8 protein-coding genes are annotated in these 12,823 nt (G+C 71.0%); 3 read left to right on the top strand and 5 right to left on the bottom strand.

Features of this window, described 5'->3' with window-relative positions; all coding sequences use genetic code 11:
* Positions 1-21 precede the first annotated feature (21 nt).
* The 3 genes from BUE16_RS14155 to BUE16_RS14145 form a co-directional block, all read right to left on the bottom strand.
* Positions 22-924, bottom strand: a complete 903-nt coding sequence (locus BUE16_RS14155) for a carbohydrate ABC transporter permease (RefSeq protein ID WP_073310879.1) — start codon at positions 922-924, stop codon at positions 22-24.
* Position 925: 1 nt separating this feature from the next.
* A complete protein-coding gene (locus BUE16_RS14150; RefSeq protein ID WP_073310877.1) occupies positions 926-2,314 on the bottom strand; it encodes an ABC transporter substrate-binding protein in 1,389 nt (462 codons plus the stop codon).
* Between the two features lie 175 nt (positions 2,315-2,489).
* Entirely contained in the window at positions 2,490-3,284 is a 795-nt protein-coding gene (locus tag BUE16_RS14145) for a sugar phosphate isomerase/epimerase family protein (protein WP_159435768.1), read from the bottom strand.
* Positions 3,285-3,471: 187 nt separating this feature from the next.
* On the opposite strand from BUE16_RS14145, the gene BUE16_RS14140 reads away from it, so the two are divergent.
* The 3 genes from BUE16_RS14140 to BUE16_RS14130 all read left to right on the top strand — a co-directional run bounded on the left by BUE16_RS14140 (position 3,472) and on the right by BUE16_RS14130 (position 8,652).
* Positions 3,472-6,315, top strand: coding sequence for an ATP-dependent helicase (locus tag BUE16_RS14140; protein WP_079991672.1), 2,844 nt, complete (start codon positions 3,472-3,474; stop codon positions 6,313-6,315).
* 64 nt (positions 6,316-6,379) lie between these two features.
* On the top strand, positions 6,380-6,838 hold the full coding sequence (locus BUE16_RS14135) for a PH domain-containing protein (protein ID WP_073310868.1): 459 nt from the start codon (positions 6,380-6,382) through the stop codon (positions 6,836-6,838).
* A complete protein-coding gene (locus BUE16_RS14130) occupies positions 6,838-8,652 on the top strand; it encodes a PH domain-containing protein (protein ID WP_073310866.1) in 1,815 nt (604 codons plus the stop codon). Before BUE16_RS14135 ends, BUE16_RS14130 begins: the two co-directional genes overlap by 1 nt.
* A gap of 26 nt (positions 8,653-8,678) precedes the next feature.
* Here the strand turns inward: BUE16_RS14130 and BUE16_RS14125 are convergent, their stop codons facing one another.
* Positions 8,679-9,902 carry a lactate racemase domain-containing protein gene (locus tag BUE16_RS14125; RefSeq protein WP_073310864.1) on the bottom strand — a complete coding sequence of 408 codons (1,224 nt, stop codon included), beginning with the start codon at positions 9,900-9,902 and terminating at the stop codon, positions 8,679-8,681.
* 118 nt (positions 9,903-10,020) lie between these two features.
* Positions 10,021-12,780 (bottom strand): AAA domain-containing protein, encoded by a 2,760-nt coding sequence (locus BUE16_RS14120; protein ID WP_073310948.1) that lies wholly within the window; start codon positions 12,778-12,780, stop codon positions 10,021-10,023.
* Positions 12,781-12,823: the final 43 nt, after the last annotated feature.

Below are 12,823 nucleotides of genomic sequence, written 5' to 3'. Positions count from 1 at the left end.
GTGGGTGTGTCTGCGGTCATCTCAGGCCCCGTAGTGTGCTCGTTCGTCGCTCACGCGGAGCTGCACGTAGGTCAGCGCCGCGACGATCACGAACAGGATGACCGACTGCGCCGACGCGAGCCCGAGGTTGCCGTACTCGAAGGCGTCCTTGAACAGCTTGTAGATGAGCAGGTTCGTCGCACCGGAGGGGCCCCCCTGCGTCATCAGGTCGACGAAGGCGAACCCGCCGAAGAACGCGAAGATCGTGTTCATCACGACGAGGAACACGAGCGTCGGCGAGATCAGCGGCAGGTACACCCGCCGGAGCTTCGCGAGGCGGCCGACGCCGTCGAGCCGGCAGGCCTCCTCGAGCGACTCCGGCACCCCGCTGAGCGCCGCGAGCAGGAAGATCACGTTGAAGCCGATCTGCTTCCAGACGGCGGCGACGGTCACGACCGCCAGCGCCTGCGGCCCGTCGGTGAACCAGTCCACGTCGACGCCGAGCGTCGACTCGACGGCGACGGTGTAGACGCCGACGCTCGGGTTCGCGAGGAACAGGAAGACGATGCCGGCGACCGCCGTCGGGAGCGCGTACGGCCAGATGGCGGCGACGAGGTACGCGGACTCGGCGACCGACACCTCGTGCAACAGGAGCGCGACGAACAGACCGATCGAGAGGCTCGCGACCACGACGGCGCCCGCGAACAGGAACGTCACCGCGAGGCTGTGCTGGTAGGCCGCGGAGGTGAGAAGCGTCGTGAAGTTCTGCAGCCCGACGAACTGGCTCCGCTGGCCGAACAGGAACGTCCGGAAGAAGCTGAATCGGAGCGTCTGTACCGTCGGGTAATAGAGGAACAGCCCGATCACGACGAGCGTCGGCGCGAGAAGCAGGTACGCGCCGAGCGAGCTGTCGTACGGGAGGTTCGTGTCGATCGACGCGCTCATCTCAGTTCCCCTTGCTCTCGATGTACTGCTGGAGCGCGTCGTCGGCGTTCCCCTTCGCCGTGGCGAGCACGTCGTCGACCGCCCGGTCGGAGTTGATCATCGTGATGTACGCCTCGCTGACGATGTCACGGACCTTCTGTGAGGGGCCGCACTGGAACCCCTTCGTCGCCTGCGTCGTCTCCGTGTCGTCGAGCTGTTCGAAGGCCGTCCGGAAGTTGGGATTCTTCTCGAACCAGCCGTCCTTCTCCAGCAGCGTCACGGCGTCCTTCGTGATCGGGAAGTAGCCCGTCCCGCGGTGCCACTTGGCCTGCTGTTCGGGCTCGGAAAGCCAGTTGAAGAACTCCGTCGCGGCCCGTTTCTTTTCGTCGGAGACGGAGTCGACCATCCACAGCGACGCCCCGCCGATGACCACGCCCGTCCGCGTCGAGGCGGGCACGGGATAGTACGCCGTCTCGAGCCCGAAGCCGTTCTGCGCTGCGCCCTTGGTTGTGCCCGCGACGCCCGCGGTCGAGGAGATGTACATCCCCGTCTTCTCGTTCTGGAACGCCTGGCTCGCGACGCCCCAGCCGCCCTTGCCCGCGTGGAGGTACAGCCCCTCGTCGTACATCTCCGTCCACCACGAGAAGATGTCGCTCGCGACGGGCTTGTCCAGGTGGATCTCCGTGGGGTCGTCCTTGCGGCCGTTGCCGTGGTTGACGAGCGTCTCGTTCGCCTCCGCGAACCACTGCTCGGGGAACCACGAGACGTTCGCGAAGGTGATCCCCTTCTCGGTGACCCCCTCGTCGACGAGCGCCCGCGCGGCCCGCTTGACCTCCGCGAAATTGGCGGGCGGGTTCGACGGGTCCAGCCCCGCCGCCTCGAACGCGTCGGTGTTGATGTAGAGGATCGGGTTCGAGGAGTTGAACGGTAGCGACTGCACCTTCCCGTTCCACGTGTAGTAGTCGATCACCGGGTCGTGATACCGGCTCCAGTCGACCGTGTCGCCCATTACGTCCTCGATGGTCGCGAACGCCCCGCTATCGATGGCGAGCCGCGAGCCGAGGTCGACGATCTGCGCGACCGTCGGGGGCTTGCCCGCCTTGATCGCCGAGGTCGTCGCGTTCAGCGTCTCGTAGTAGCTCCCCTTGTAGCTGGGCTCGACGGTCACGGAGTCCGACTGCTTCGAGAACTCTGACGCGAGTTCGTTCACCGTCTGCCCGAGGTTCCCGCCCATCGCGTGCCACCAGTCGATGGTAACGTTCCCGCCGAGTTGGTTGGCGCCGCCGCTGCCTGTGCTACTGCCGACACCGAGACACCCCGCCGCCGCGAGGGAGGCCGCCGCCCCCACGCCCGCGAGGTATCCACGCCGCCCACGTACACCTACACCCGAACCGCCGTCTTGCTGGCTCATTGCGGTCGGATCCTCCGAGTGGCCCGCTGTCAACGTTGCTAAGAGTACTCCGTGCTGTCACGTAGTCGTCGGAGGGCACCCGTGGTCGAGCGAGCGCACCCGACCGATCGGGAGCGGTATTGAGCGGGATCCAACCGATTGGAGGCGGTGTCGAGTCGGGCTCGACTCGCCGGAGCTATCGGGCGTCGACCCGCTCCAGCACCGTCTCCAGACGGCGCTTGCTTTCGCCGATGTAGTCGAGGTCGCGCGTGCCGACCTCCAGGGAGAGCGAGCCGTCCCACCCCTCCGGGAACGCCCCGAGGATCGGTTCGAAATCGATCGTTCCGGCGCCGAACGGGAGATGCTCGTCGGCCGGCCGCCGAGTGTCGTTGAGGTGGACGTGCCGCACGCGGTCGGCGTGGTCGGCGACGAATGCCGCGGTGTCGGCCTCGTCGTACCCCGACACCCGGGCGTGGCCCGTGTCGAGCGTCATCGAGACCGTCGTCTCCTCCAGCAGGGCCGGCATCTCCGCGACGGTGTGGACGCTTCCGAAGATGTTCTCCGCGCACAGTTCGATCCCCAGCGGACCGGCGTGGTCGGCGAGCCGGTCGAGCGAGTCGTACACGAGCGGGCGCAGGCGGTCGCCGTCCCAGGCGGCGTCCCACGCCGTCGCCGTCGGATGGACGACCGCCGTCCCGGCCCCGAGGTCCGCGGCCACGTCGAGGCAGGCGCGAAGCTCCGCCACGCCGCCCTCGCGCTGACGGTCGTGGGGCGACCCGAGGTCTATCGGGAACGGTAGGTGGACCGCCGCGTCGAGGTCGGTGGCGGCGAGCGACGAGCGAACGTCCCCGGCCCGCTCGGCGAGGCTCCCCCGACGGTTGTCGCCGTCCATCAGCACCTCGACGTAGTCGAACCCCTCCCTCCCCGCGAAGCGGATGCAGTCGTCCAGGTCGATACCCAGTTGCGTCACGAAGCCGAGTGTCGGTCGCACGCGTACAGTCGCGAGGCGCGCGAACATGACGGTTTCTCAATACGTCTTCGGAGCGGTCCCAAGCGTTCGGTGGCGATCTCGAGCGTTCAATAGCCCGGCGGCCGGCGCGTCTCGACCCCGTCGGTCGCGTTCCGGTCGGGGCGGTCGTGCCCAAACCCACTTACCCGCGCGGCCCCTGGCGATCCCAATGACTGACGGTCGTGCCCTGTTGGCCGCGACCGACGCCGACTACGAGTTCGACCCCGCGACCGTCGACATCGCCGACGGCGACGTGTTCGACCGCCTGGAGCCGAGCGTCCGCGAGTGGTGGGTCGAGCGGTTCGGCGCGTACGTCGACGGCAACGGCGGCTTCTTCACGCCGCCCCAGCGCGAGGCGATCCCGCTCATCGACGAGGGCGAGAGCTGCCTGGTCGCGTCGCCGACGGGGTCCGGAAAGAGCCTCTCTGCGTTCACCGCGATCCTCAACGACCTGTTCCGTCGCGAGCGCAAGGATCCCGACGGCCTCGACAACGCCGTCTACTGTCTGTACGTCTCACCGCTGAAGTCGCTCGCGAACGATATCGCCCGCAACTTGGCCGAGCCGATCGAGGGCATCGCTGAGAACCTCGCGGCCCGCGGCCATGACACCGAGATCCGGCAGGCGATCCGTCACGGGGACACGCCCGACAGCGAGCGCCGGAAGATGCTGGCGGAGACGCCGCACGTCCTGAACACGACGCCGGAGACGCTCGCCATCCTGTTGAACTCGCCGAAGTTCAACGAGAAGCTCGCCAGCGTGGAGTACATCGTCGTCGACGAGATCCACTCGCTGGCGGACGCCAAGCGCGGCACCCACCTCGCCGTCTCGCTGGAGCGGCTCGAACGGCTCTGTGAGGGGTCGCCGACGCGGGTCGGCTGCTCGGCGACGATCGAACCGCTGTCGATGATGGCGAACTTCCTCGTGGGCGGAACGACGGCGGACAGCGACACGGGGGACGACGGCGAGTGGACGCCCCGCGACTGCGAGATCGTCGACACCCGGTTCGTCCGCGACTTCGACCTCCGGCTGGAGTGTCCCACCGACGACCTGATCGACACGCCCCGCGACGTGGTGAACGAGCGCTTTCACGACCGCCTCCACGAGCTGATCGACGGCCACGAGAACACGCTCGTGTTCACGAACACGCGCTCTGGCGCCGAGCGCGTGCTGGCGACGCTCCGCGAGCGCTACGGCTACGACGAGGCCGACTCCGGGTGCCACCACGGGTCGATGTCCACGAAACACCGCGAGGCCGTCGAGGAGAAGCTGAAGTCCGGCGACGTGGACGTGGTCACCACCTCCACGTCGCTGGAACTGGGCATCGACATGCCCCACGTCGACCTCGTGGTGCAGGTGGGGTCGCCGAAGTCGGTCGCCTCGCTGCTCCAGCGGGTCGGCCGCGCGGGCCACCGACTCGGACAGACGGTCGAGGGGCGGGTGATCGCGCTCGACCGGGACGAACTCGTGGAGTGTGCGGTGATGCTCCGGAAGGCCGAGGAGGGGTTCGTCGACCGCGTGTTCGTCCCCGAGAACGCGCAGGACGTGGCCGCACAGCAGGTGTACGGGATGGCGATCAACGGCGTGAAGCGGGAGGCCGACGTTCGCGACACTCTCGCCTCGGCGTATCCGTACCGGAACTACTCCGGGACCGAGTGGGAGCAGCTCATGCGGTACCTGACGGCCGACCACGAGGGGATGGAAGAGAAGAACGCGTACGCGAAGGTGTGGCGCGACACGAACGACCCGCCGGACGGCGAGCACCACCACGAGGCGTTCGACGTGGGCGAACCGCTGATCGGCAAGCGGGGCCGGCTGGCGCGCGTCATCTACATGACGAACGTCGGCACCATCCCGGACTCGTTCACGATCGACGTGGTCACGCGCGGCGGCGACGAGTGGGTCGGCCAGCTCGACGAGGCGTACCTCGACACGCTGGAGCCGGGCGACGTGTTCAGCCTCGGCGGGGCGACGTACCAGTACAGCTACCGCCGCGGCTCGAAGGTGTACGTCGACCCCTCCAGCCAGCGGCCGACGGTGCCCTCGTGGTTCTCCGAGCGCCTCCCGCTCAGCTACGACCTCGGGCGGGAAATCCTCGCGTTCCAAGCGGAGGTGATGAAGCGCCTCGGCGCCGGCGGCCCGGCCGACGCCCGTCGGTGGCTCAGGCGGCTCCCGCTCGACGAGAACGCCGTGCGCGCGATCACCCGGATGTTCGACGAACAACGGCGCTACCTCGGCCCGGAGGGCGTCTCCACGCCCGACCGGCTGGTCGTCGAGCAGGTGCTCGATCGGGCCGAGTACCGCCGCCGCTACCACGTCCACAGCGCCTACGGCCGCGAGTTCAACGACGGCCTCTCGCGGCTGGTCGCGTACCGCTGCACCCGGCGGGCGAACGCGAACGTCCAGGTCGCCGTCGCGGACAACGGCTTCACCGTCTCGATGCCGCTGAATCGGAAGGTCGACGTGGGCGACGTGATCGCCTCCATCGACCCCGAGGACGCCGCCTCCGACTTCCGCGAGGCGCTGCAGGGGACCGACCTGTTGAAGCGGTACTTCCGGATCAACGCCACGCGGTCGCTGATGATCCTGAAGCGCTACAAGGGCCACGAGAAGTCCGCCGCCCAACAGCAGGTGTCCGCGGAGATGCTCGTCTCGTTCGCCGAGGACCTGGACTCCTTCGCGGTGCTAGAGGAGACGTATCGGGAGATCGTCGAGGACAAACTGAACCTCGCGGGGATCCGCGAGGTGCTCGGGTCGATCCGGGCGGGCGACATCGAGGTCGTGAGCCGCGAGGTCGACGCCCCCTCCCCGCGGGCGTTCGGGCTGGCGACGCTGTCGGCCAGCGACACGGTGCTCGCCGAGGACGAAGACGCGGCGCTGGCCGAGTTCCACGCCCGCGTGATGGAGCAGTTGGGCGACGACGAGCCGGGAACAGTCGGCGGCGGTCCCGAGGGGACCGGCGTGGGCGGCGTCCTCGCCGACTCCGAGGGAACGGTCGACTCGGATCCCGACTGACCGGGCGACGGTCGGCCGGTGGTGTGACCCCACATCGTTTACCGCCGGCGGCCGAACGCCCGGTATGGAATCGCTCAATCCGCGGGTCCGACTCGCGTGGGTGGCCGGGGCGCTCGTCCCCGGCACGGTGATCCTCGTCGCGGGGCTGATCGCCGACCGGGTTGGTCTTCCGGTTCCGCCCGCGGCCGCCGCCGGCCTCGCGGTCGCCGTCGTCGCGCTCGGCCTCGCGGCCGTCTTCTTCCGGTATCGTGTGTGGCGCTTCGAGGTGCGCGACGACTCGCTGTACCTCGTTCGCGGGGTGCTCACCCGCGTTGACACCTCCGTGCCGTACGTGCGCATCCAGCACGTCGACACCCGGCGGGGACCGATCGAGCGCGGGCTCGGGCTCGCCTCCGTCGTCGTGTACACGGCCGGCTCCCGCGGCGCAGACATCACGATCCCCGGGCTGACGCCGGCGCGCGCGAGCGACCTGCGCGAGCGCCTGCGCGAGCTCGCGACCGAATCAGAGTTCGACGCGGTCTGATGGCCCGACTCCACCCTACCTCCGCGGCCGTCAGCGCGCTCCGCTCGGGCGGCCAGCTGGCGGTGTTCGCGCTGTTCGCGAGCACCGCGCTCGCAGGGATGGGCGGCGGCGGCGCCCCGGCGCCCCAGGTGTCGTTCGCCGTCCCCGCGGCGTTCCTCCTCGGCGCCGGCGGCTCGCTGGCGCGGTGGTACCGATTCGAGTACGAGGTGCTGGGCGACCGACTGGTCGTCCGCTCGGGCGTCCTCTCGCGCCAGGAGCGGGAGATCCCGCTCCATCGCGTCCAGAACGTCGACGTGCGACGGAGCGTCCTCCAGCGCGCACTCGGGCTCGCGACCGTCACTGTCGAGACGGCCGGCGGGGGATCGACGGAGGCGACGCTCGACGCGGTCGGGCGCGACGAGGCCGACCGCCTCCGCGAGGAGTTGGGTCGGCCGGGTCGTCGGCGCGATACCGGGGTTGCACAGACCACGGCTGAACGGACCGCAGGCGAACAGACCGCAGCCGACCGGGGCGCGGAGACCGACGCGGCGAGTGCCGGCGGATCCCCGCCCGACTCGGAGACGCTCTACGAGCTGTCGGGGCGGCGATTCGCGACGCTGTGTGCGGTATCCTTCCGGCCGAGCGCGGTGATCGCGCCGTTCGTCGGCGCGAGCGTCTTCGACGACCTGCTGTTCGACGGCGGGCGACTGCTCGTGCGCTACGGGATCGTCGACGTGGATGTCGGCCCGGGGGACGTGCCGTCGCTTGGGTCCGGCGACCTGCTGCCACTGGCCGTGGTGGGCGCCGTCGGCTTCCTGCTGGTCGTGTGGCTCGTCAGCGCCGCGCTCACGTTCGTCCGCTACTACGGGTTCCGGCTGGAGCGCGTCGGCGACGAACTCCGGTACGAGCGCGGCCTCCTCGGCCGCTACAGCGGGACGGTGCCGCTCTCGAAGGTCCAGACCGTCACCGTGTCCGAGAACGCCGCCTTGCGCCGCCTCGGCTACGCGAGCCTGACGGTCGACACGGCGGGGTACGCGCCCGGGTCGGGAGGCGGGGGAGACGCCGGCGTCGAGACGGCGGTCCCGCTGGACACACGCGAGCGCGTCGTCGCGCTCGCCGACGCCGTCCGCGCGGAGTTGGGTGCCGACGCGGAGGGGGAGGCAGTCACCCCGGAAGACGCCTTCGGCGTCGACGCGGTCGAGCGGCCGCCGTTGCGCGCACGCCGGCGGTACGTGGCTCGCTATGCGCTCGCGGCGCTGGCGCTCGCGGGCGTCGCGGTCGGCGTCGACCGGCTGGCGTTCGACCTCCCCCGATACCTCCCGCTGCTCCCGCTCGTCGGCGTCGCGCTGGCGCCGCTCGCGGGCCACCTCACGTGGGCGAACCGCGGGCGCGCGACCGTCGACGACGGCCTGGTCACCCGCACGGGAGCGATCCGCAGACACACCCGGCTGGTCCCGTACTTTCGGCTCCAGACGGTGTTCGTCTCGCGAACCGTCTTCCAGCGCCGGCGTGATCTCGCGTCCGTCGTGGCGGACTCGGCGTCGTCGTCGGGGCTGCTCGGGGGCGACGCGGTCGCCCACGACCTCGACGACGACGACGCGGCGGACCTGCGCGGCGAGCTCTTGGAGCGCCTCCGCGAGTCGCTCGCGGCCCGTCGGCGTGCGAGCCACCGGCGGGAGGCGCGACGACGCGGACCGACCGGCGACGGGCGGGACGCGGTCGCGGACGGCCCCGAGGGCGACCGAGACACGAGGACGGACGCAGACGCCGACGGTCGCTCCTTCGAGTGGGTGGACGCCGGCGGCGACGACCCCGAGGACTCCCGCGACGGGTAGCGGTCACCGTCGCGTCCGACCAGCCGTCACACCAGCAGCGTGTTCAGCGCGTCCGGGACGACGAGGACGCGACTTCCCGGCTCGATGGCCTCCACCGGCGACGCCGCCGCGTGCATGAGACACTCCTCGACGAGCGCCGGGTGCGCGCTGTTCGTGATCCACACCTCGTGGTCCCGGAGCGCCCGCGCGAGGACGAACGCCCGCTGGGCGCCCGGCTCGTACCCCTCGCGCATCTCCTCGTAGACGGCCGCCGCCGACTCGCCGGCAGCGAGGCGGTCGCGGAAGCGCCGCTCGCCGCGGCCGTCGCCGGCGCCCTCGTGGAGCCGCGCCGGGACGACCACCCGGCCGTCGCCGCGGAGGGGGTTGCTCGCCCCGAGGATCACGTACGTCGCCGCGCGGCTCGCCTGGTAGAGGTTCGCGTCCTTCGGCGCGCCGACGCCCGCGAGCACGGCGTCGTACCCGCCGGCCACCTCGACAGAGAGCGCCCCGCGGGCCGTGTCCGCGAGGTCGCGCACCACCGCGCGGGGCTCGCCGGCGGCGGCGTCCAGTATCCCGGCGGGACCGTGGGTGACGTTGACGCAGAACTCCGGCCCCGCCACGTCGCCCGCCCGGTCGAGGAACGCCCGAAACGGGTTGTCCGCGACGCGGCCGAGGCGGACGCCGAACTCCGCGAGCAACTCGGGCCCGTGGGTGTGTCGGATCAGCGGCTCGCCGCCCGCGCCGACCACGACCGTCTTGGCGCCCCCCGAGAACCCGGCGTACTGGTGGGGCTCGACCATCCCCGTCGAGAGCACCGCGTCGGCCTCCGCGACCGCGGGGTTCACCTCGACCGGGACGCCGTCGACGCTCCCCACCTCGACGGCGGCGTCGGGGTCGTGGTTCGCGGCGAGGTCGGCGAACGCGCCCAGCCCCGACTCGACCTCCGCGTCGGTCATCGGGCGGTGGAGACCCAGCCCGAGCACAACCGTCACCCCGTCGCGGCTGACCGGGAGGCGGTCGAGCATCGCGCCCACCAGCGCCTCGTCGGGCGTCGCGCGCGTCACGTCGGTCACGACGACGCACACCTCATCCTCGGGGTCGACGACCTCCCGGAGGGGCGGCCCGTGCGGGTCGTCCAGCGCGGCCTCCGCGGCCGCCCGCGGGTCGACCGCCTCGCCGCCGGGCGGGACCGCGACGTCCACCTCGCAGTCCGGAAGCGACACGGCGATCGACCCGTCCCCGAGCGGGAGGGAGAACTCCTGGTCGGCCATGGCGTGTGGGCGGAGGCGGCGGGGCGTGAAAACGGTCCGGGCGGTCGGCGACCGGGTCGCGGGGACGCGGGTCGGCGCCGAAGCTCCGGACCGGGCGACGGGACGCTCGCCTCCGGCGCTACCGTCGCGCCCAGTCGAGCATCCGCGCGTAGAACGGTTCGGAGCCCAGGGCCTCGGCGTCGCCGACGAGACACAGCGCCTTCTTCGCCCGCGTCAGTGCGACGTTGACGCGGCGGGTGTCCTCGAAGATGGGCGAGGAGAGGTCCCCGGTGGCGACGAACGAGACGACGATCACCTCCTTGCTCGATCCCTGAAAGCGGTCGACCGTGTCGACGGTCACGTCCGTCCGGCGGCCGATCTCCGCCACCTGCGCGCGGAACGGCGCGATGACGCCGATGTCGTCGGGGTCGACGCCGGCGGCGACGTACGCGTCGACCACCTCGGCGACGCGGTCCGCCTCGATGGGGTTGGCGTTGCCCTCGCGGGCGCCGCTGGGGTCGACGAAGGCGACGGAGTCGCGCAGATCCGGCGGGAGGTCGTCGGTGTCGACGCCCAGGTCCGCGAGCGTTTGGCCGGCCACCTCGGGCGTTGCCGGACGGAGCTTCCCGTCGTAGAACTCCCGCGATGAGAACGCTTGGATGCGCTGGCTCATTCGGTACTGGCGGTCGAGCAGCACCCCGGCGTCGGGGTGGGCCTCGATGAGGCGCTGGAACAGCGACTCCCGGAGCCGGTTTTCCGCGCGCACGACTGGCGGAAGCTGCTCGTGGTCGCCAACGAGCACGAACCGGTCGGCGAGGTTCGCCGCCGCGAGGGTGCCGGGCTCGGTGAGCTGGGACGCCTCGTCGACGAGCGCCACGTCGAACGTCTGCTCGCGCATCGTCCGCGACCCACACGAGGAGGTGGTGGCCGCGACGACCGACGCCGAGTTCAGTGTCGCCGCGCGGTCGTTCGGCTCGCCGCGCGCCACGAGGCGGATGTCCTGCATGTCGCCGCGGACGCCCGTCTCGGTGCCGACGCGCAGCGCGTCTGTGAACCTCTGCTCGCGCAGGGCTTCAAGGGCGTTGTCGACCGCGCGGTTCGTGAACGCCGACAGGAGCACGCGGTCGCCCCGCTCGACGAGCGCGCGGACGATGCGGGCGATGGTGTACGTCTTGCCCGTCCCCGGCGGCCCGTGGACGAGCGCGAAGTCCTCGGCGGTGACGGCCTTCTCGACGGCGGCGTTCTGCGCCTCGTTGTTGTCGATGAACGGCGCCGCGTCGCCGGCGCGCGCCGAGAACTCGGGCTCGCGGCGGCCGAACAGCACGTCCTTGCGGTCGGGGTCGCCCTTGAGCACGAAGTCGTGGACGGCGGTGTGCATCCGCGAGACCGACAGCTCCGAGGGGTACACGTCGAGGCGATGCAGCTCGACGGGTTCGTCCGTCTCGACGACGACCTCCCCGCCGAGGTGCTTGATGCGCCCCAGCTCGGAGTGCCCCGACGCCGGGTCGCCGTCGGAGGCGAGCGCCACGTCGCCCTCGCGCAGTTTCGAGACGGCGTCGGTGGTCTTGCGGGCGGTGAGCCGCCAGCGGCCGTCGCCGATCGGCGCCTCCGAGATCGGCTCCAGATCGATGAGCGCGCGGTCGTCGGCCGCGCGCTCCTCGGCGGTCTGCTCCCAGAGCTTGCGGTACTCGGCGTGGGTCTCGCGGCGCTCCTCCTCCAGCGCGCGGTAGGTTCCCTCGAAGTACTCGCGCTCCTCCTCGGGGAGCGCCGTTCCGATCTGGCCGGCTTTCGACTCCTGGTCGAGGCGCCCGGACACCACCATGCACGCGTCCTGCTCGAAGCAGTACTCGCACGTCGCGTCGGCCTCGTACCCCGTCGGGACGGACATGTCGAACTCCGCGGCGGCGATCTCGTTTCGCTGGCGGACGACGAATTCGAGCAGCCCCTTCCCGACGGAGAACTCCTTGGCCGGCGAGAGGTCGCCCGACGCCTCGCCGCGGTCGAGGGCGGTGTTCTTCGTGTACAGCAGGGTGCCGGTGTCGGCGTCGCCGCCGCGCTCGCGCAGGAGCAGCGCGTAGCAGGCCGCCTGGATCTTGTCCTGAAACCGGGGCTCGCGGTTGGTGTTCTTCCCCGTCTTGAGCTCGACCGGCTGCCCCCGGCGGAGCGCGTCGGCGCGGCCCTTGATCCCGAAGGTCGGCGAGATGAGGGTGTACTCCGAGCGCCACTCCGACTCGTCGGGACCGCCGTCCCACTCCGAGCGCGCGGCGGTCGCGTTGTCGTCCGCGGTCGCGTCGTCACTCGCGCTGCCGGCGGCAGCCCCGGCGGCGTCGTCACCGGTCGCGAGCGTCCCCTGGTTCAGCCACCCCTCGATCGCCGCGGCGTTGCGTCGCACCTCGTTTTTTACCTCCTCGCGCTCCATCCCGAGCAGGCCGAGTTCGAGGCCGGCCTCCGCGACGCGGTCGTCGATCGACTCCTCGAGGTCGACCCCGCGCAACAGGTCGCCGAACACCTCGTGAACGACCGTCCCCTTCACGACAGGGTAGTTCAGCGGGATGCCCGAGAGCTTGTTCAGGTAGTACATCCGCGGGCACTGCACCCACGAGCGGACATCGGTCACGTCGACGAGGAAGTCCGGCTCGAGGACGACGTACGACTCCGATGAGGTGGTGTACCCCTCGCGGTCGCCGTAGTCGTCGCGCTCGGCGTCGGTGACGAGCAGTTCCATCCCGACCTCGGCGTGCTCGGCGGTGTGGGTCCACTTCCCCCAGAGGGTCACCGTCACCGGCTCGCCTGCCTCGCCGTCGGGGCGAACCGTCAACTCGGCGAGGTCGCGCTCGCCGTAGCGCGTGCTCACCTGCCGGACCTCGCCGACCGCCACCAGGGGACCGCGAACGTTCACTACCGAAACGGGCGGGTACTCGGGAAAAACGGTGTCGGTGCGA

Origin of the sequence: Halobaculum gomorrense, from assembly GCF_900129775.1 — an archaeon.
Classification (GTDB): Archaea; Halobacteriota; Halobacteria; order Halobacteriales; family Haloferacaceae; genus Halobaculum; species Halobaculum gomorrense.
This window is presented reverse-complemented; position numbering and strand designations above follow the sequence as displayed.

Bases quoted from the DNA above. Each gene is read 5' to 3' on its own strand.
- BUE16_RS14155 (WP_073310879.1), bottom strand. From the start codon at position 924: ATGAGCGCGTCGATCGACACGAACCTCCCGTACGACAGCTCGCTCGGC.
- BUE16_RS14150 (WP_073310877.1), bottom strand. From the start codon at position 2,314: ATGAGCCAGCAAGACGGCGGTTCGGGTGTAGGTGTACGTGGGCGGCGT.
- BUE16_RS14140 (WP_079991672.1), top strand. From the start codon at position 3,472: ATGACTGACGGTCGTGCCCTGTTGGCCGCGACCGACGCCGACTACGAG.
- BUE16_RS14135 (WP_073310868.1), top strand. From the start codon at position 6,380: ATGGAATCGCTCAATCCGCGGGTCCGACTCGCGTGGGTGGCCGGGGCG.
- BUE16_RS14130 (WP_073310866.1), top strand. From the start codon at position 6,838: ATGGCCCGACTCCACCCTACCTCCGCGGCCGTCAGCGCGCTCCGCTCG.
- BUE16_RS14125 (WP_073310864.1), bottom strand. From the start codon at position 9,902: ATGGCCGACCAGGAGTTCTCCCTCCCGCTCGGGGACGGGTCGATCGCC.